This window comes from Erwinia aphidicola (assembly GCF_014773485.1).
GTDB classification, from domain to species: Bacteria; Pseudomonadota; Gammaproteobacteria; order Enterobacterales; family Enterobacteriaceae; genus Erwinia; species Erwinia aphidicola.
Window position 1 is genome coordinate 343,575 of the sequence record NZ_JACXBP010000007.1, and the last position, 19,215, is coordinate 362,789.

Annotated in this window: 16 protein-coding genes and 1 pseudogene; 12 read left to right on the forward strand and 5 right to left on the reverse strand. The window is 50.4% G+C overall.

Annotated features, from left to right (window positions below; translation table 11 throughout):
- Window positions 1-108: 108 nt before the first annotated feature.
- On the forward strand, window positions 109-1,056 hold the full coding sequence (gene prs, locus ID864_RS18415) for a ribose-phosphate diphosphokinase (protein ID WP_013201847.1): 948 nt from the start codon (window positions 109-111) through the stop codon (window positions 1,054-1,056).
- Between the two features lie 114 nt (window positions 1,057-1,170).
- Here prs and ID864_RS18420 read toward each other — a convergent pair whose 3' ends face one another.
- The gene (locus ID864_RS18420) at window positions 1,171-2,061 is read right to left on the reverse strand and encodes a LysR family transcriptional regulator (RefSeq protein ID WP_191150158.1); all 891 of its coding nucleotides are present in this window, start codon (window positions 2,059-2,061) and stop codon (window positions 1,171-1,173) included.
- A 110-nt stretch (window positions 2,062-2,171) separates the two neighbouring features.
- Here ID864_RS18420 and ID864_RS18425 point away from each other — a divergent pair, with 110 nt between their 5' ends.
- Window positions 2,172-3,623, forward strand: a complete 1,452-nt coding sequence (locus ID864_RS18425) for an MFS transporter (RefSeq protein ID WP_191150051.1) — start codon at window positions 2,172-2,174, stop codon at window positions 3,621-3,623.
- A 73-nt stretch (window positions 3,624-3,696) separates the two neighbouring features.
- On the opposite strand, the gene ychH is transcribed toward ID864_RS18425, so the two are convergent.
- A complete protein-coding gene (gene ychH, locus ID864_RS18430) occupies window positions 3,697-3,984 on the reverse strand; it encodes a stress-induced protein YchH (RefSeq protein ID WP_048916265.1) in 288 nt (95 codons plus the stop codon).
- A 274-nt stretch (window positions 3,985-4,258) separates the two neighbouring features.
- Here ychH and pth point away from each other — a divergent pair, with 274 nt between their 5' ends.
- Window positions 4,259-4,846 (forward strand): aminoacyl-tRNA hydrolase, encoded by a 588-nt coding sequence (pth, locus tag ID864_RS18435; protein ID WP_099754012.1) that lies wholly within the window; start codon window positions 4,259-4,261, stop codon window positions 4,844-4,846.
- Window positions 4,847-4,883: 37 nt separating this feature from the next.
- Here the strand turns inward: pth and ID864_RS18440 are convergent, their stop codons facing one another.
- Complete coding sequence (locus ID864_RS18440) at window positions 4,884-5,567, reverse strand: EAL domain-containing protein (RefSeq protein ID WP_191150052.1); 684 nt, start codon at window positions 5,565-5,567, stop codon at window positions 4,884-4,886.
- 137 nt (window positions 5,568-5,704) lie between these two features.
- Window positions 5,705-7,186 (reverse strand): SulP family inorganic anion transporter, encoded by a 1,482-nt coding sequence (locus tag ID864_RS18445; RefSeq protein WP_048916268.1) that lies wholly within the window; start codon window positions 7,184-7,186, stop codon window positions 5,705-5,707.
- A gap of 354 nt (window positions 7,187-7,540) precedes the next feature.
- Between ID864_RS18445 and ychF the strand changes: the two genes are divergently transcribed.
- From ychF to ID864_RS18465, 5 genes and pseudogenes are all read left to right on the forward strand, one after another.
- Complete coding sequence (gene ychF, locus ID864_RS18450; protein ID WP_048916269.1) at window positions 7,541-8,632, forward strand: redox-regulated ATPase YchF; 1,092 nt, start codon at window positions 7,541-7,543, stop codon at window positions 8,630-8,632.
- 99 nt (window positions 8,633-8,731) lie between these two features.
- Window positions 8,732-8,947 (forward strand): annotated as a pseudogene (locus ID864_RS23780) (phage integrase central domain-containing protein); the annotation flags it as partial.
- A 281-nt stretch (window positions 8,948-9,228) separates the two neighbouring features.
- A complete protein-coding gene (locus ID864_RS18455; protein WP_191150053.1) occupies window positions 9,229-11,436 on the forward strand; it encodes a DUF4401 domain-containing protein in 2,208 nt (735 codons plus the stop codon).
- Window positions 11,429-11,959: a GDYXXLXY domain-containing protein gene (locus tag ID864_RS18460; protein WP_048916271.1), complete on the forward strand. Its 531-nt coding sequence runs from the start codon at window positions 11,429-11,431 to the stop codon at window positions 11,957-11,959. Before ID864_RS18455 ends, ID864_RS18460 begins: the two co-directional genes overlap by 8 nt.
- Window positions 11,960-12,158: 199 nt before the next feature.
- The gene (locus tag ID864_RS18465; RefSeq protein WP_224750524.1) at window positions 12,159-12,563 is read left to right on the forward strand and encodes a hypothetical protein; all 405 of its coding nucleotides are present in this window, start codon (window positions 12,159-12,161) and stop codon (window positions 12,561-12,563) included.
- Window positions 12,564-12,782: 219 nt separating this feature from the next.
- On the opposite strand, the gene ID864_RS18470 is transcribed toward ID864_RS18465, so the two are convergent.
- Entirely contained in the window at window positions 12,783-13,127 is a 345-nt protein-coding gene (locus ID864_RS18470; RefSeq protein WP_224750525.1) for a hypothetical protein, read from the reverse strand.
- A 1,122-nt stretch (window positions 13,128-14,249) separates the two neighbouring features.
- On the opposite strand from ID864_RS18470, the gene ID864_RS18475 reads away from it, so the two are divergent.
- The 4 genes from ID864_RS18475 to ID864_RS18490 all read left to right on the forward strand — a co-directional run bounded on the left by ID864_RS18475 (window position 14,250) and on the right by ID864_RS18490 (window position 19,048).
- Window positions 14,250-14,801 (forward strand): fimbrial protein, encoded by a 552-nt coding sequence (locus ID864_RS18475; protein WP_048918830.1) that lies wholly within the window; start codon window positions 14,250-14,252, stop codon window positions 14,799-14,801.
- A 238-nt stretch (window positions 14,802-15,039) separates the two neighbouring features.
- Window positions 15,040-17,559: an outer membrane usher protein gene (locus tag ID864_RS18480; RefSeq protein WP_224750526.1), complete on the forward strand. Its 2,520-nt coding sequence runs from the start codon at window positions 15,040-15,042 to the stop codon at window positions 17,557-17,559.
- 34 nt (window positions 17,560-17,593) lie between these two features.
- Entirely contained in the window at window positions 17,594-18,349 is a 756-nt protein-coding gene (locus ID864_RS18485; RefSeq protein WP_191150055.1) for a fimbria/pilus periplasmic chaperone, read from the forward strand.
- Between the two features lie 183 nt (window positions 18,350-18,532).
- A complete protein-coding gene (locus tag ID864_RS18490) occupies window positions 18,533-19,048 on the forward strand; it encodes a fimbrial protein (RefSeq protein ID WP_191150056.1) in 516 nt (171 codons plus the stop codon).
- Window positions 19,049-19,215: the final 167 nt, after the last annotated feature.

The window sequence follows — 19,215 nt, forward strand, 5'->3', positions numbered from 1 at the left end:
GCGTCAAGAATGTAGGGTTAAAACACCCGTATGAAAGCATAAGTCGTATACCGCCCAGTGCGGCTTATGGTATTTCATTCTCTGGACGCAAAGCCTGAGGTTCTTCTCGTGCCTGATATGAAGCTTTTTGCTGGTAACGCCACCCCGGAACTAGCACAACGTATTGCCAACCGCCTTTACACCAGCCTGGGCGACGCCGCCGTCGGTCGTTTCAGTGATGGTGAAGTGAGCGTACAAATTAACGAAAATGTACGCGGTGGTGATATTTTCATCATCCAGTCCACCTGTGCCCCAACCAACGACAACCTGATGGAACTGGTTGTGATGGTTGACGCCCTGCGTCGTGCTTCCGCTGGTCGTATTACCGCGGTGATCCCTTACTTTGGTTATGCACGTCAGGACCGCCGCGTGCGTTCCGCCCGTGTGCCAATTACTGCCAAAGTTGTCGCCGATTTCCTCTCCAGCGTTGGCGTTGACCGCGTTCTGACTGTGGATCTGCATGCTGAACAGATTCAGGGCTTCTTTGACGTCCCGGTTGATAACGTATTTGGTAGCCCGATCCTGCTTGAAGATATGCTGCAGATTGGCCTGGAAAACCCGATTGTGGTTTCCCCGGACATCGGCGGTGTGGTTCGCGCCCGCGCTATCGCCAAACTGCTGAACGACACCGATATGGCCATCATCGATAAACGTCGCCCACGCGCCAACGTCTCACAGGTGATGCATATCATCGGTGATGTGGCTGGCCGTGACTGCGTGCTGGTCGATGATATGATCGATACCGGTGGCACCCTGTGTAAAGCAGCGGAAGCGCTGAAAGAGCGCGGTGCGAAGCGCGTGTTCGCCTACGCAACCCACCCTATCTTCTCCGGTAACGCGGTCGAAAACCTGCGTAACTCGGTGATTGATGAAGTGGTTGTGTGCGACACCATTCCACTGCCGGAAGAGATTAAAGCGCTGCCAAACGTCCGTACCCTGACCCTTTCAGGCATGCTGGCCGAAGCAATCCGCCGTATCAGCAACGAAGAGTCTATCTCTGCGATGTTTGAGCATTAATTCCGGTGTGCTACGGATGGGCCGACCAGAAAAGCGGTCGGCCCCTACTGTAGGGGTTGACCTTCTTTTGCGGTCAACCCGAACAAAAAGGGACAGAGGCTCATCTGTCCCTTTTTATTTGCGCAGCGCAATGTGTTCCGCCAGGTAGTCAATCAGTACTCGCAGCTTGGGCAGCAGGTGGCGATTGCCCGGCCACAAAAGAGAAAACTGCCCGCCATGGCCGATCTCCCCCTCCAGCACGCTCTGCAGCTCTCCGCTCTCCAGATACTCCTGCACCGCAAAATCCGGGACATAAATCAGCCCTAAACCGCGTCGCGTGGCGGATATCTGCGCCTCCAGATTGTTAAACACCAGCGGGCCATTAAGCGATAGCGCCTGGGGATCGACGCCGTTAAACTGCCACGGCTGCAGCTGACCGCTGCCGGAAAAACGGTACAGCAGGCAGGCATGCTGGCTCAGCTCTGCTACCGTCTGCGGCGTGCCGTGCTGCTGAAAATAGCCCGCGGAGCCAACCAGACGAAACTGAAAGCCGCCCAGCCGCCGCGCCTTGAGGCGCGAATCGGCAAACTCGCCGCTGCGCAGCACCGCATCATAGCCCTCACCAATCACGTCCACCAGGCGGTCATTGAAATCGAGGTCCAGTTCAATTTCGGGATAGCGGGCGGTGAACCCCGGCAGCAGCGGCAGCAGCAGGCGGTAGCCGATGGCCGGAAAGCTCAGGCGCAGCCGCCCGCGCGGGGCCGCCATCAGGCGGGAAAGCTCCTGTTGCGCCTCTTCCAGCTCCATCACTATGCGCTGGCTGCGTTCAAAGAACAGCGCGCCCTCTTCAGTCAGGCTCAGGCTGCGCGTGCTGCGGTTAAACAGGCTGACGCCGAGGCTGGCTTCCAGCCGCGCCACGCTTTTGCCGATAGCAGAGGCCGAAACCCCCAGCCTTTCGGCGGCGGCGACAAAGCTTCCCAGCTGCGCGGCTTTCACAAACGCGCTCAGCCCGCTTAAACTCTCCACGCTGCTCATTCGCGACTTTTTGTCCTTTATCTGCGGCCTGATGGCCTGTTTATCGTGGCGTGACGCCAATTTATCCTGCTTTCTTTCCTGTTGAAAGCGGAGAGTCCACAATGAGTTCCCTGATCCTCACGGCACCAGGCAGCAGCTGGAGTGTTTTTGCCGTCTGCAGCGCCGCCCTGATGTTACCGCTCAGCTTCTCCGCCGGGGTGATTGCCACCCCAGCGATTGCCCAGCATCCCGGAGGGTCTGCACTGGCCCTGAGCTGGATTACCAATGCCTTCCTGCTCAGTTTCGGCAGCCTGCTGATGGCCGCAGGCACGCTGGCGGACCGTTTTGGCCGCAAGCGGCTGTTTATCAGCGGCGTCAGCGCCTTTACCCTGCTGTCAATGCTCACCGCCTGGGTGCCTTCGGTGGTGTGGCTGGACGTGGTGCGCGCCCTTCAGGGTGCCGCCGCCGCCGCGGCACTGGCCGGAGGCGCCGCCGCGCTGGCCAATGCCTTTGAGGGACAACGGCGCGCCCGCGCCTTCAGCCTGCTCGGCACCAGCTTTGGCGTTGGCCTTGCCGCCGGACCGGTGATCGCCGGGATGCTGATGCAGATTGCCGGCTGGCACAGCGTTTTTCTCTGCTGCGCCCTGTTTGGCATAGTGGCTCTGATTGCCGGCGGGCTTACGCTGCCGGAGTCGCGCAACCCGGATGCCGGCGCGCTCGACTGGCCGGGGGTTATCAGCTTCAGTACCACCCTGTCGCTGTTTACCTGGGGCATGCTGCAGCTGGCCGACAGCGGCGGCGACCGCCTGTCGGTTGCGCTGCTGCTGGCTTCCCTGCTGGCGGGCGGGCTGTTTGTGTGGATCGAACGGCGCAGCGCCGGGCCGATGCTCGATCTCACCCTGTTTCGCTACGGCCGTTTTGTCGGGGTACAGCTGCTGCCGGTAGCCACCTGCTACTGCTTTGTGGTGCTGCTGGTGCTGCTGCCGCTGCGTTTTATGGGATTCTATGGCTACAGCGCGCTGACCACCGGACTGCTGATGCTGGCGCTGTCGCTGCCGATGCTGATTGTCCCCTCTCTGGCGGTGGCGCTGACGCGCCGTTTCCATCCTGGTGCCGTCAGCGCGGCGGGCCTGCTGCTGGCCGCCGCAGGAATTGGCCTGCTGAGCCAGTTTTCTCCCACCGCTTCCCTGCCCATCACGCTGCTGGCGATGGCGATGGTGGGCTGCGGCACCGGGCTGCCCTGGGGGCTGATGGATAATCTGTCGGTCAGCGTGGTGCCGCCGCAGCGTGCCGGAATGGCGACCGGCATCTTTAGCACCGTGCGCGTGGCGGGAGAAGGTGTCGCGCTGGCAAGCGTTGCCAGCCTGTTCAGCCAGCTGCTCAGCTGGCAGCTCACGGCGCATAACCAACCGGCAGCGCTCGCCGGGCAGCTGGCGAGCTATCATCTGGTGGATCCACGACTGTTGGGGCTGGCGGAACAGGCTTTTCAGCAGTTATTACTGGTACTGATGGCGATGACGCTGCTGTGCGCGGCAGCCATCTGGCGCTGCCTGGTGACGCCGGACAGGAAGTGATCAAGCGGAGCAAACAGTAACGCCCGGCTGGCGGGCGTTGATTGCGCTAAGAGGGTAATAGCAGCGCGGAAATTTAAGACTGGCTGTTGTGCTGGCTGCTGCCGTGACGGCAGCGTTTGTCGCCGCAGTGGCGCACCCAGTAATAGCGGTCGGCGATCTTTTCCCGCCCGCTCACTCTGGCCCCCACCAGCCACAGCAACGCACCGATAAAGATGCTGAAAATCGCCCCATGCACCATATACTCAGGCAGATTGAGCTGAGGCAGCTGGTTGAGAACTGAATAACCCACGCCGCCGACCATCACCACTAAACCGAGTACCATCAGGGCATTACCCATCACATGTGAATGTTTACGTTTCATTGCGCACCTCCGGACAGTATTGAAAAGGCAAATTCCATTGCCAGATGCGCTTAGTGTAGGCAATCAACAGCTGCTCTGATGAGTTGGCGATCACATTTATTGCTTATGCTTTGACAAAACTTTACGTCTAACGGCCTGTTTTTATATAGAAAATGTATTATCACGCCTGTCAACTATCGTGACATGGCTCACCTTTTTACGCAGATCTTTGAGTTCTCGCAACGGCTTGCGTAAACTAGCCGCTTTCCCCCGTACGCTTCAGGAAACACCACACGTGAGTAGCATCAAACTGATTGTTGGCCTGGCCAATCCCGGCGCTGAATACGCCGCCACGCGCCACAATGCCGGAGCCTGGTACGTTGATTTGCTGGCTGAACGCCACAATCAGTCATTAAAGGAAGAGAGCAAGTTCTACGGCTACACTGCCCGGTTAAACATCGGGGGTGAGGATGTACGCTTGCTGGTGCCGACCACCTTTATGAATCTCAGCGGCAAAGCCGTGGCGGCGATGGCGACGTTCTACCGCATTGCCCCGGAAGAGATCCTGGTTGCCCATGACGAGCTGGACCTGCCTCCCGGCGTGGCAAAGTTTAAGCAGGGCGGCGGCCACGGCGGTCATAACGGCCTGAAAGATATTATCAGCAAGCTGGGTAACAACCTGAACTTCCACCGCCTGCGCATCGGCATTGGTCACCCGGGCGATCGCAACAAGGTGGTCGGTTTTGTACTGGGCAAGCCGCAGTCGGCAGAGCAGAAGTTGATTGATGATGCGGTCGATGAAGCGGCGCGCTGTACGGAAGTGTGGTTGAAAGAAGACCGCCTGAAAGCCATGAATCGTCTGCACAGCTACAAAGCGGGCTAAGCCTGCGCACCCGCTGTGGCCGCAGCCGCAGCGGGGATTACCCCTTCTCGCACCGCTTCCCGTCGTCGTCACATTCCAGGCTATCCAGCGTCAGCTGCTGTGCAAAATAGCCCTGCACGCCCCAGATTTTACTGTTGCGCAGCGTCTCCAGCTGACCGTCTCCGGCCACACCCTCCACGATCACCCGATTGGTATACTGACGGATATGGTTGATCAGCACCGAAAAGAACGGCTTATTGACGTTTTCCAGATAGAACTGGCGGTCGAGCTTTACCGCTTCAAACATGTTTGACTGCAGCGCATGCAAATTGGCATCGCCGGCACCAAGATCGTCCAGCCATAAGATATTCAGCTGTTCAATCAGGGTACGCAGCAGCGGATTGTCCATGCCGTCGTGCAGATTGGGGAAATCTTCCGACAGTTTCAGGCGCACAAAGGGCAGATGGCTGAGGATTTGCTGGATAAACGACGACTGCGTCACGGCGCGCGCCAGCTGAAAGTCGATGGCCACGCTGCACAGCAGGCCGTGCTGGCGAAAGTAATCGGCGTACTCTTCAACGATCAGCAGCTGATGCAGTAGCCGATCCTCAGGCAATGGCGGCTGCCGCACAGCATCCAGCGGGCCACCGACCGCAGCAGAATGCGGACGGTAGCTCAGGTCGATGGCGATCATCTCACCGCTAAGGGTATGTACAGGAGTACAAAAAAAATCGTTTTTCATGCCGCCGGGTCAGTTAACGGGCATCCTGCCAGTGAAATAAATCGTCGTACAGTTAAACTATAGAAGTAAATACTGTAAGCGCCGTTATAAAACGACGATTTCTAGATTATCGGCAGGTCCAGCAGTAGCTTTATGGTTCATGCATCATTGCTAGCAACTTTATAATCCGGGTCATCCAGCTCATGGCTGCAGAATGGCCCTGCCTGACGCAACAGGCTGATGCAATCCTCGCTCAGATGGCGCAGGCGCAGGCTTTTACCGGCTTCCATATAGCGCGCCGTCAGCTTGTCGATCGCCTCCACGCCGCTGGAGTCCATCACCCGGGTGCGGGCAAAGTCGATCACCACGCTATCGGTATCCTGCTGCGGATTAAACAGCTCCTGGAAACTGGCGGTGGAGCCAAAGAACAGCGGCCCTTCCAGACGGTAGGTTTTCTCCCCCTCTTTCTCGCTCTGCTCAATAATGGTGATGCGGGCGTGCTGCCAGGCGAAGACCAGCGCCGAGATAATCACGCCGCAGATCACCGCCATCGCCAGGTCGGTGAAAATCGTGACCAGCGTCACCGCAATCATAATCACCGCATCGGCTTTCGGCATGCGCTTCAGGCGCCTGATGGAACTCCACTCAAAGGTGTTGATGCACACCACAAACATAATGCCCGCCAGCGCCGCCACCGGCAGCAGCGCGATATAATCCGACAGGCTAATCACAAACAGGATCAGCAGCAGCGCCCCGACCAGGTTGGAGATGCGCCCGCGCCCGCCGGAGGTGAAGTTGATAATGGACTGGCCGATCATCGCGCATCCGGCAAAGCTGCCGAAGAAGCCGCAGAGAGTGTTGCCAATACCCTGCGCCACGCACTCCTGATTACCTGCGCCCTTTTTACTGCCCATCTCATCCAGTACCGCCAGCGTCAGCAGCGATTCAATCAGCCCGACCAGCGCAATCACCACCGCATACGGCAGCACGATCTTCAGCGTTTCCCAGCTTAACGGCGCGGTCGGCAGATGGAAGGACGGCAGCGTGCCGGAGATATCCGCCAGGTCGCCGACGCGTTTAGTATCCAGGCCAAAACCAATGGCAATCGCACTGATGGCGATCAGCGCCGCCAGTGAACCCGGGATCGCTTTGGTCAGCTTCGGGAACAGCCAGACAATTAACATCGCCAGCGCCACCAGCGCATACATCACCGGCCCCTGCCCTTTAATCATCGGGAACTGCGCCAGCATAATCACAATCGCCAGCCCGTTAACGAAGCCGTAAATCGCCGGTTGCGGCACCAGGCGGATAAACTTACCGAGCCGCAGCACGCCAATCGCCAGCTGAATCAGCCCCGCGAGGATGGTCGCCAGCAGCACGTACTCGTAGCCGTGCTGGGTAATCAGGCTAATCAGCACCACAATAATCGACCCGGCCGCGCCGGAGATCATCCCCGGCTTGCCGCCGAAGAAGGCGGTGACCAGCCCGAGAATAAAGGCGGTGTGCAGACCAATGGTCGGCGACAGCCCGGCCAGCAGAGAAAAAGCCGTCGCTTCCGGGATCAGCGCAACGGACACCACGGCACCGGCCAGCACGTCATTTTTGACGTCACTCGCCCTGAAATTGCTCAGGTTAAACATAAAATTTCCAGTTAATTTAAACGTGTTGGTTCTTCCGTGCCGCATTAATCGGGCACAGCTGGCTCGTCAGAGTGACGAGTGGCGGCAACGGGCGTTGCGCAGGCGGGAGGGTCTTAAGGTGGCGTAAGCAGCAAGCGATGCATCTGCGGGATTCTCCAGGTTCTGTAAAGACACGTCAGTATGGGAAAATGTGAGCACGATCTCAAGAGATAACTTAACCTCTGCCTCAGAAATCAACCGCCTCCAGGCTAAAATTACGTGTATAATGCGCGGAAACTTTTAAGACAACCGTCTGTGACACTATCAGGGCATGTAAAAGTGCGTTGATTATCAAGAAATTAAGGTGATTCAAACATGGGATTCAAATGCGGTATTGTGGGCCTGCCAAACGTCGGGAAATCCACCCTGTTCAATGCGTTAACCAAAGCGGGCATCGAAGCAGCTAACTTCCCGTTCTGTACCATTGAGCCGAATACTGGCGTGGTGCCAATGCCTGATTCACGTCTTGATCAGCTGGCTGCTATCGTTAAGCCACAGCGTATTCTGCCGACCACCATGGAATTCGTTGATATCGCTGGCCTGGTAAAAGGCGCCTCGAAAGGTGAAGGCCTGGGCAACCAGTTCCTCACCAACATTCGTGAAACCGAGGCTATCGGCCACGTGGTGCGCTGCTTTGAGAACGACAACATTATCCACGTGAATAATAAAGTTGACCCGGCTGACGATATTGAAACCATCAATACCGAGCTGGCGCTTTCTGACCTCGATACCTGTGAACGTGCCCTGCAGCGCGTGCAGAAGAAAGCCAAGGGCGGCGATAAAGACGCCAAAGCTGAACAGGCGGCGCTGGAAAAATGCCTGCCGCATCTGGAAAAAGCCGGCATGCTGCGCGCGCTGGACCTGACGGATGAAGACAAAGCGGCGGTCCGCTACCTGAGCTTCCTGACGCTGAAGCCAACCATGTATATCGCCAACGTTAACGAAGACGGTTTTGAAAATAACCCGTACCTCGATATCGTGCGTGCGATTGCCGAGAAAGAGGGTTCCGTTGTGGTGCCGGTGTGCGCTGCCGTTGAGTCTGATATTGCCGAGCTGGAAGATGGCGACCGCGAAGAGTTTATGGCCGAGCTGGGCATTGAAGAGCCGGGCCTGAACCGCGTCATCCGCGCAGGTTACTCCCTGCTCAACCTGCAGACCTACTTCACCGCTGGCGTGAAGGAAGTGCGTGCATGGACTATCCCGGTTGGTGCGACCGCACCGCAGGCCGCAGGTAAGATCCACACCGACTTCGAGAAAGGCTTTATCCGCGCTCAGACCATTGCTTTCGATGACTACATTGCCTGCAAGGGTGAACAAGGCGCGAAAGAAGCCGGTAAGATGCGTTCAGAAGGGAAAGACTACATCGTGAAAGATGGCGATGTGATGAACTTCCTGTTCAACGTCTAAACCCTTCCGTCGTCTTATGAGGTTTGATTGAACCTCCTACGATTCGAAACGCGATAAATCCACGCAGCTGCGTGGATTTTTTTTAGCTCGCCAGTTAGAAAAATCCGCAAGGACAGTGTCACTTCTCACACGTTTAAGCCCGTCGCCAGACAGTGTTTGCAGATGAAAGACTGGGCCGATATCACCCAAACGTGGCGACTGGATATGCTTGAGCGTGTGGTTTTCCCCGCCATCGGCAAACTTCCTATCAGGGAAATCACACCGCACCACAATCTTAAAATTTTTCAGGAAACGGCTAAACGCGGCGCTCCGACTGGTAACGCAGTAAGACCAGACTCTGGCATCAGGAAACGCAGGTGCTCCAGGTCACCGATGGCACTGAGAAAATCATGATCATCAGAATGCGTATGATCGTGCAGAATGCGTTAATCGCCTTTGTTTTTCGCTGTTATTTCCGCGAAATGATGATTAAATTCGTTCAGGGACATTATCCACAGAGTCTGAGGCTCATCAAAGCGTGACTCGGATTGATCGCAGGTAAGTACAGTCTTTAACTTCATCATCAAAGTCATCTCGCAAACAGAGGCAGGGAAAGAATGAGGGAGCTTGCACCCGATGGCATCACCGGGATGCCGTCACGGACGGTAGAGTATCTTTGTCGCCAGATAGCACGCCTGCTGAAAGGAGGAAGCCTGACCCCTGAGACCTGCGAGCGTATCTTTGCTTTCTGTGGAATCAGACCGTCAGATGCTCAGTGGCGTCAGTTTCTTATCCCGGTTCTTTCCTGTCTGGGATTACTGTCACTGGTTACCGGAGCGGTGTTCTTTATTGCCTGGAACTGGGCCTGGCTGCCGAAAATGGCGAAATTTGCCCTGGCCGAGCTGTTTATCGTCGCGCTGGCGGTGATTGTCTGGTGGCGCTGGTACAGCACGCTGGCACGCAAGGCATTACTGGCGACAGGGTTAAGCTTCGGTGCCCTGTTTGCGCTGTATGGACAGATTTATCAGACTGGTGCTGACAGCTGGGAGCTATTCCGGGCCTGGTTATATGTTCTTCTGCCGCTGGCGCTGATTGCCCGGCAAAACAGCCTGTGGTTTTGCAGCTGGCTGGTCGCTAACCTGGCGTTCCAGCTCTATTACAACACCCTGCCGTCGTCACTGCTGGATCTGGCCGCGTCTGACAGTTTAACCAGGCTTCCGACCACTGTGCTTTACGGATATCTGGCGTTGCTGGCAGCCTGCCTGATTGTCAGGGAAGCACTGGCCTGGCGCGCGATAACCCATCATCCCGAGAGCTGGCTGGCAAGCCGCTGGTTCTCGCGAGTCATGGCTGGATTTTTACTGCTTCAGCTGACCGCCATTGTGGCCGGGAACCTCTCTGACTGGGGCGGCGGTGACCACCTTCCTTATATCACGGGCGGTTGGGTGATCACCCTGCTGGCAGGTTATTACCTGTACCGTTACCGCTATCAGGATCTCTGCATGCTGACGCTGGGCATCGCCAGCCTGACCGTTGTCGGCTGTGCGCTAATCATGCAGTTATTTCTTTTAGCCTACGATACGGGCGATCTGTTTTTGACCGGCGCCCTGATGGCATTCTGGGTAGCGGTAAATGGTTCAATTCTGCTGAAGTGGCAACGCAAACTGGTTGAAAAGGGGCCAATCGATCTGGTTCCGGCCAGGCTGTCGTTACTGACAGACACTTTGCGTCAGCAGGGTTTGCTGAGCGCCTCGCAGGTTGAGGAAATTAAGCAACGCGGTCACGCATCCGACCTGCCCTGGTATCTGAGGCTGGCGCTAAGCGTCGGAGGCTGGGTGGCGGCAATCATCATTCTGTTACTGATGATACTGATGCTTTATGCCACTGAACTGCTCGAAGATCCGAATGCTGCCACCCTTATTATTCCTTCGCTGCTGCTTGCCGCCATTGCGCGTAGCCTGTTACGCAGTCAGCGTGACGGTAAACATCACCTCGGCCTGGCATGGGCGATTGCGGCAACGTGCGGACTGATAACCGGCGTTCTGCTGCAAATCCAGAGCAATGACGCCAGCTTTATTATGCTGAGTTCACTGACTGCCTTGCCGATCCTGGCCGCGATGGCGGTGGCTATGCCCGACCGCACTTATCGGTTTATGGCCATCACCGCCCTGACCTTTTTCCTGGTGCTGGCGGGCGATTCTATGGCACGGCTTTACCTGTCTCCGATGGCTACACGCCTTGCTGTGTCCGTACTGGTGGCGGCGGTCATATGTTTGTGGATGTGGACAGTCAGTCATCAGTTGAGGTTACAGGCTGGGCAGTGTGCTGACGCGGTACATCCCCTGTTGTATGGCATACCTTGTGGGCTGATGTTGCTAAGTTTCCTTGGGATTAACGCGGCTTATCTCACGGATTTCCTCTGGTCAGCATCGCAATTTTCCACGCTTCAGTCTGCGACAGGCCCAGGGATCGCGGCTGGCTTAGTGCTGAGTGCGCTCAGTCAGAAAAGGCACAGCCAGCCGCTGTTTTCGAGCATTACGCTGCCCGCTGCGCTTATCTGTGGGGCTGCCGCCCTCTATGCACCGGGTATAGGGCTGGGATTATGGTTAATTCTGATGGCACGTTATCAGGGAAGTCTGGGGTTAATGGTGGTCAGTGGCGGTTTCATGGTGCTGTATGTCACTGGCTGGTATTACTTTTTGGAGGTAATTTTGCTGCAGAAATCCCTGCTGCTGCTGGTCAGCGGTCTGGTTTTTCTGGGGCTGGCATGGGCAGTCAAAAAAGTATTACCCGTACAAATCGGAGGTGCCAGTGAGAATGCATAAACAGTGCCGATGGCTGGCCGGCGCTGTGATAGCGCTGGCGTTGATAGCCGTTAATGTCAGCATCTGGCAAAAAGAGCAGTTGCTGAAGCAAGGCGCGGTCATGATTTTGCCTCTTGCCCCGGTTGACCCGCGATCCCTGATGCAGGGTGATTACATGGCGCTGAACTATGCCCTCACCCGTCCTCTGGAACTGACGTTGTATCAACAGGCTGAGTCCTGCGGTGCGACCCTATCAGCGCCATGCCTGCCCACCAGCGGAACCCTGATTGTTGACCTCGATGCGCAGCGTCACGCGACTCAGGCCCGCTTTGATCAGGGGGAACCTCTGCAGCCGAATCAGCTACGGGTGAAGTACCATCAACATTCCGGTTCGCTGACCGTCGGCACTAACGCCTGGTTCTTTCAGGAAGGTCATGCCGACAGATTCGCGCAGGCACGTTACGGGGCATTTCGGGTGGGAAGCGATGGCACGGCTCTCCTGACGGATCTGCTAAATGAGCAGGGTAAAGCGATTCAGCCCTAAGGATGCGAGACGCTCACTGGCCTGGCGCTAAATACCCTGACAGGCGGCCTTAATATCCTTATTGCCCGGATGCCCGTCACAGGTCGACAAAAGGTTGCTGTGCCGGAAGCCTGTTTTGCGATTAAGCCTCGCGCCGAAAATTTAAGCGGGTACGCTGCATCAATATAGCTATTCAGACATTGAGAAAATTATGCCGAACATGATTAACGATAAATGGATTAGGGTATCTGTGATGTCAGCGATATTTAGTAGTTTAGTGGGTTCATTACTGGTTTTAACCTATCTTTCCTGGGGAAAAAACATTACACCCGTAGTGGGTCTCATATTTAATTATTTTTTCATCGTTATGGTGAGTATTATTGGCACTACGATGGGATCAATGATAATCGGCATGCCATTAGCGATGATTTCAAAGAGATTTTTTCCTGACGCTGCCCTGAAGGGGTGCTTTTTTATCATGTGCTCTGCGCTCTTCATGTGGCTGGTTATACTGGCATGGCCTGTTATCAGGATATGTGAAATGCCTTATTCGGATATTTTGCTTTTAAGCCCCTATGCTTTCTGTTCAGCTGCCGCACTTGCTTATCTGGTCTACTGGGATTGATGAGTATTATATCAATCAGGATCGGGGCAGAAGGACCGTTAATGAAAAGAGCTAATGGTATCATTTTTCAGCAAAACATATGGAAACAGGTGAGTCCAGGGCGTAGGAATTCCGATGTTTTCCAACCCCCTGTGAGCAGTTTTAATTACAGACTCACCTGGATGTTAATTAGACAATGTTTACGTGACATCACGCGATCACATTTTGCCTGCCAGATAATCATGGGTTCTGCTCGAAATATTGTTTATCCATCTCGACAAGTTTCTTTTGTAAACCGGCCTCCCCTTCAGCCACTTCGTGAAATTTACTGTAAATATAAAGATAAATACGCTCGGATGACGCAGCCATAAACATGTCTGGCGAAGCCATATTTGGGAAGCGACTTATCACTTCGGGCTGTAAAAAGATGACATCATTCCCGAGGTGACCAATCATTCCGCGCCCCCAGTTTCCCGCACGGAAAAGGGCACGCGCGCTGCTCTCTTCATTGCCCCCCTGACTCCACCCGATCAGTTTCAGATAGTTACTGACGGCCACCAAGTCTTCTGCATCCGTTTTAGCCAAAAGATACTCCGCGTTGCCTGTGAAATAAAATGCTCAAGGTTCAGGGGCTCAGCCTGCCGGGACGGCCGAGAAAATTCGCTAAACGGCAACGCCAGCGTGTTCACCATCAACAGAATAAAATCTATAAAGGATGACAAGAACTGCCCCAAAAAGATGGCCATAGATAGATAACACAAGTTGCGTGCACGAACCTGAGCGTGGCTTTTCTCTATAATCATGTGATTCACCAACGGATCAGAGAGCACGAATCCAAAGCCCATAAGTATTCCCACTACCATATTGCAGAGAGAGCGAACGAGCCATCAAATTCAAGTATGTTATTGATTAGTCGATGAAAGAATTTTTAGAAATACGAATCGGAAATCCTTAATTTATGAGAACGTCATGCGTATCTCCTGAGGGCACATCAAACACATTTGAAGTTCATGCGAAATCCTAATTATGTCATCCGGGAAGACTTCCATGCGTAAAGCAGAAACCGGGAACGTAAAATTATCGGCGTACTGAACTCTGCAGAAACTGGTCAAAACGTTAAAGATGCATGTATAGAGGCTACCAGTACTGCGATCAACTGCTACAACAGTATGTCTAATCGAGAGCACTATTAGAGATGAGAACACATTAGGAATTATTGACGTTACTATTATGCTCAGCATGACTTTGCTTCGTTATATTTAGGATACTCTACCTTATGAACCGCTGATGTAGATGCGGACAGAGATGACCAAATGTTTCATACTGGCAGTAAGAATATAATGAATATTGTTAAATTTTATCGAGCTAAAAAGATATATTCGTCAAATTTTAAAAAACGAAGTTACAAATAAGTTTTAGAACAAAAAGTAACCAGAATTATTAAATGGATATTTCTAAATGCACACTTTAAACAAAACTTAAATCCATAAACCAAATATTACTCAGAATAAAAACCTTTTTATTAGCAACTTATCGTTATTAAATTTTGCCATCTTCGTTAAGCAGTTAACTTAGTAGTGCCTTGCAAGGACTGGTAATCGAACCGGCAATAGCACTGGTAATAGCTCTGAAGCAATATATTGTTTCAGATTATTGAGGAATTTGATGGATTTAGAAAACACATCAGTTAAGGAATGGAAGGTAAATATGAAACTTAAAAAATTTGTTGGTGGTGCTTTAGTTCTGTTGAGCGCAACATCTTTGATGGCCAACGCAGCCGTTAAAGATCAAGGCCACGGCACTGTAACTTTTACGGGTTCAATTATTGAGGCTCCATGCTCAATTACTCCGGAAACGAAGGATCAAACCGTCAGTCTTGGGCAAGTATCAAATGTAGCATTAAAAGACGGCGGTCACTCGACGCCTAAGAACTTCTACATCAAACTTGAAAACTGCGATTTAACCAGCACAGACCCTGGTAAGAATAACACTGTCACAGTGAGTTTTACTGGCGCCAGTTCTATTGATGGTGCAGACCTGCTCGGTATAACAGGAACAGCTAAAGGCGCGGGCATTGCGCTAACTGATGGTGCAGGGAATCTTATTAAGCTGGGAAATCCGACAAGCGCACAATCCTTAGGACAAGGGAATAACACTCTGAGTTTTGCAGCTTACCTTCAAGGCAGTAAGGCTGAAAAGGCCGTGATCGTGCCCGGAGAATTCCAGTCTGTAGCAGATTTCACATTAGCGTATCAGTAATTTATATAACAACCTGTAAAACATGCGGGGTGACCCGCATGTTCCATCTTCGGAGCTTCAGATAAGACCTGTGAAGAATAATGAATGAAATTAGCTTGTTAAGATGAATAATAATATTGGGCATATAAACATTATCTATCAATAAATATTCGTTATTTATTAGAGACTGTGAATTATCTGTCGCCCAATCCCCATTGTACAATTTGATAATTTATTTTTCGATACAGGGATTAAAGATATGGTGCTTTCTAAAAATGAGAAAATGCTGCATCTACATTTATATACTGTAATATCGCTTTGTATATGCATTAATTTAAACTCACTAGTTTATGCAGACGATAATGTTCAGTTCAATACGGACATTCTTGATGTACAAGATCGAGAAAATATTGATTTAAGTCAGTTTTCACGTAGCGGGTATATCATGCCTGGCGCCTATACAATGGTCACTTATATAAATGACGATGAATTAGATGAAGAAGACGTAGATTTTTATCAATCTGAAAATGATGCTAAAGAAAGTTCACCTTGTATATCAAAAAAAATTACCATGATGCTTGGTTTAAAGACAGAATATTTGAAAAAGCTAACTTGGTGGCATCAAGGCCAGTGTCTCAATATTGAAAGTCTGAATGGCGTGAAAGTGCGCAGTGAACTAGCCTCATCTTCCTTGTATCTAAACATCCCTCAGATTTACCTGGAATACAGAACAAAGGACTGGGATCCTCCATCGCGCTGGGACGACGGCATACCTGGAGTTATATTCGACTATAATTTTAATGCACAAACTCAGTTTGAAAACATAAAAAAACCAAACACGAATAACATCAGCGCGAATGGGACTACAGGTGTTAATTTAGATGCCTGGCGTTTAAGGGCTGATTGGCAGGGAATCATCAACCACAATAGTAATAATGAAAACGATTCTCAACGTTTCGATTGGTCGCGCTTTTATATTTACCGACCGTTACATAATTTACGAGCTCTGCTTACAATGGGTGAGGATTACCTCGATTCAGCTGTGTTTGACAGCTTCCGTTACACAGGTTTGAGCTTGAGATCGGATGATAAAATGTTACCGCCAAACTTAAGAGGATATGCTCCAGAGATTAATGGCATAGCTAAAACTAATGCTAAGGTGACTGTTAGCCAGCAAGGAAGAGTTATTTATGAAACTCAGGTCCCAAGTGGTCCTTTCAGAATTCAGGACATTAACGAAACCGTTTCAGGGGAATTAGATGTTCGTGTAGAAGAACAAAATGGAAGTGTACAGAAATTCAAGATAAACACTGCGGATGTGCCCTATCTTACCAGGCCGGGACAAATTCGTTACAAATTTGCGGCTGGAAAACCTTCTGACTGGCAACATCACACCATTGGCTCAATGTTTGGTTCGGGAGAATTCTCCTGGGGTATGAATAACGGTTGGTCGCTTTATGGAGGGTTGTTGGCTGGAGACGACTATAACTCTATTTCTATCGGTGTAGGCCGTGATTTGATGGTGATTGGCGCGTTATCGTTTGATATAACGCAATCGTATGCCGTTCTGCCATACCAAAACAGCTCACTTACTGGTGACTCATACCGTCTTAGTTATTCAAAGACTTTTGATGAGATAGACAGTAAAGTGACTTTCGCAGGGTACCGTTTCTCCGATGATAATTTCATGAGCATGTCTGATTACATCAATGCGAAAATTTATAATGAAAGAACAGGTAGTAGTAAGGAAATGTACACGGTAATTTTCAACAAACAATTCAGAGATATAGGCTTAAGCTCATATTTAAATATAAGTCACCAAACCTATTGGAATCGATCTGCCAACGACCGTTATAGCTTATCCGTTTCCCGCTACCTGGATTTTGGCAATCTAAAAAGTTTGAGCGTGTCTTTTTCAGGATATAGAAATCGCTATAATAAAATCACAGATGATGGAATGTATCTTTCTTTTTCAATGCCATGGGGTAATAGCTCAAACATAAGTTATAACATGGATTCCACTCGTCATGACATGTCGAATAAGGTGACATATTATGATAATGTTGATGAACATAATAACTATCAATTGAGCACTGGAAAGTCTAATTCTGGAGTTAATCTAAATGGTTATTTAACTCATCAAGGCGATATTGGTGAGGTTAGCGCTAACGCAAGCTATCAAGAAGGTAGTTACAGTGCACTTGGCTTTAGTGCACAAGGAGGTATCACTTTAACTACGCAAGGGGGTGCACTTCACCGGTCAGCTGAACCGGGAGGAACTCGGCTTCTACTTGACACTGATGGCGTAGCGGGAGTACCAGTCCGGGGCTATGGTTCAACAACTAAAAGCAACTATTTCGGTAAAGCCGTAGTGACGGATGTTAACAGCTACTACCGCAGTCAGGCTAGTATCGATATTGACCAATTGTCTGATAATGCTGAAGCTACAAAATCAGTGGTGCAGGCTACCCTGACTGATGGGGCAATTGGATACCGTCGTTTTAATGTTATTTCAGGTGGCAAGGCTATGGCTACTATAAAATTAGTAGATGGCAGTTCACCACCTTTTGGAGCCACGATAGTCAATGATCAAAAACAGGAAACCGGAATAGTGAGTGATGGTGGAACCGTCTATCTAAGTGGTATCAGGCCGGGTGAAGAGATGATTGTAAAATGGAACAATAAAGAGCAGTGCGTGTTCTCCTTACCCCATGAACTGCCGAAAAATAGCTATAACAACATGTTTTTACCATGTGAGAGCAACAGCAATAGCATGTAAGTATTATTCACTGATATTTTTATAGGATAAAACCATGAAACTAAGAATTAAAAAAGCATTTATACCGACTTTATTTTTACTTAATTTTTTCATTATTATTCCTGCCAAGGCAGCAATCGCATTAGACCGCACTCGGATTGTATTTGACGGTTCACAGAAGTCAGTAAGCCTGAATATTACTAATGAGAATAAGAATTTACCCTATCTGGCTCAAGGATGGATTGAAGATGAAAATGGGAAAAAAATTAATGGCCCCTTAATAGTGTTACCCCCAGTTCAACGGATTGAGCCGGGAAAACCAAGCCAAGTTAAAATTCAGGCTTTACCTACTGCCGCTCAATTACCACAAGACAGAGAAAGTCTTTATTATTTTAACCTAAGAGAAATTCCTCCTCGGAGCGATAAACCCAATACGCTGCAGATAGCTCTGCAAACGCGTATCAAACTTTTCTACCGCCCGGAAGCGGTCATGCAGAGCAGATCTAAGATGGAAAACCCATGGCAAGAGAAGTTGATTGTAAAAAAATTGGGGAAAAATTTTATGATTAAGAATCCCACACCCTATTACATTACTATCGTTGATGTAAGAAACCAAAATGCGGCAGCAGGCGTGAATGGATTTAACCCTATCATGATCTCTCCCAACGAGGAAATGCAATTAGGCGTTAGCGTGCCATCAGTGGGGGAACATCCTGTTATCACTTATATCAATGATTATGGTGGTAGACCTCAGCTGATTTTTAACTGCACAGCTAATCCTTGCCAGTTAATGCCAGCTAAAAAGTTTTGATCTTGTCAAGAACGATAACTTTACGCCGCGATTAAATTGCTCAAGATAAACAGGTAATATCCTATTCTATTACAGGCTTTTTTCTGAAATTACAAAAAATTGAGTGAGAGCTTTTCTTCCATAGTTTTATCGCTACGTACCAAATAATTTTAATATGATAAGTAGATATTTACAGGTGTTCATATGTTAAAGAGAGTAATAAAACATCTACTTTTTGTTTCTTCGATGGTATTAAGAACATTTACCATCTACATGGTAGTGATTAGCGCAAGCGCGATTGCAAATACCACAATAAATATTTCCGGTACTGTCCTTGCAGCGCCCTCATGCGTCATAAACGGCAATAAAAATATCACAGTCGATTTTGGTGACCATATAAACAGCTTACTTATTAATGGAAGTAACTATGTGCGAGATGTTGATTATTCTCTAGAGTGCAAAAATTTCACTTCTAATACAATGAGATTAATGCTTGAAGGAACAGTAGCTGAATTCGATGGTAACTCTTTATTAACTAATAACCCAGATCTAGCTATCGGGATTAAAGCAAATGGCCAAAGTCTTGCAATCAACAAATGGTTTACTTTCGTCTACCCCTCGAAACCAGCATTGCAATCTGTGTTACTCAAACGCGCAGGTGCAAATTTAAAGCCCGGTCACTTTAGTGCCGCCGCAACGCTTAAGATCGATTATCAATAACGTTCTCACAATACAATATTGATGATATATTTACAAAATCAATCTCAAACTACGAGAATTTTATACCCAACATCTTCTTAAGCTTTTAAGGAGATGGTTAAAATCTTTATTTGATAGCTTTTGTGTTACGCCTACAAAAAAATTAGTTAATACAACTATTTTAACAT

Coding starts and splice junctions, on each gene's coding strand:
- ID864_RS18425 (WP_191150051.1), top strand. CDS start 2,172: ATGAGTTCCCTGATCCTCACGGCACCAGGCAGCAGCTGGAGTGTTTTT.
- ID864_RS18475 (WP_048918830.1), top strand. CDS start 14,250: ATGAAACTTAAAAAATTTGTTGGTGGTGCTTTAGTTCTGTTGAGCGCA.
- ID864_RS18485 (WP_191150055.1), top strand. CDS start 17,594: ATGAAACTAAGAATTAAAAAAGCATTTATACCGACTTTATTTTTACTT.
- ID864_RS18460 (WP_048916271.1), top strand. CDS start 11,429: ATGCATAAACAGTGCCGATGGCTGGCCGGCGCTGTGATAGCGCTGGCG.
- ychF (WP_048916269.1), top strand. CDS start 7,541: ATGGGATTCAAATGCGGTATTGTGGGCCTGCCAAACGTCGGGAAATCC.
- ID864_RS18455 (WP_191150053.1), top strand. CDS start 9,229: ATGAGGGAGCTTGCACCCGATGGCATCACCGGGATGCCGTCACGGACG.
- ID864_RS18445 (WP_048916268.1), bottom strand. CDS start 7,186: ATGTTTAACCTGAGCAATTTCAGGGCGAGTGACGTCAAAAATGACGTG.
- ychH (WP_048916265.1), bottom strand. CDS start 3,984: ATGAAACGTAAACATTCACATGTGATGGGTAATGCCCTGATGGTACTC.
- ID864_RS18480 (WP_224750526.1), top strand. CDS start 15,040: ATGGTGCTTTCTAAAAATGAGAAAATGCTGCATCTACATTTATATACT.
- ID864_RS18440 (WP_191150052.1), bottom strand. CDS start 5,567: ATGAAAAACGATTTTTTTTGTACTCCTGTACATACCCTTAGCGGTGAG.
- ID864_RS18465 (WP_224750524.1), top strand. CDS start 12,159: ATGATTAACGATAAATGGATTAGGGTATCTGTGATGTCAGCGATATTT.
- ID864_RS18490 (WP_191150056.1), top strand. CDS start 18,533: ATGTTAAAGAGAGTAATAAAACATCTACTTTTTGTTTCTTCGATGGTA.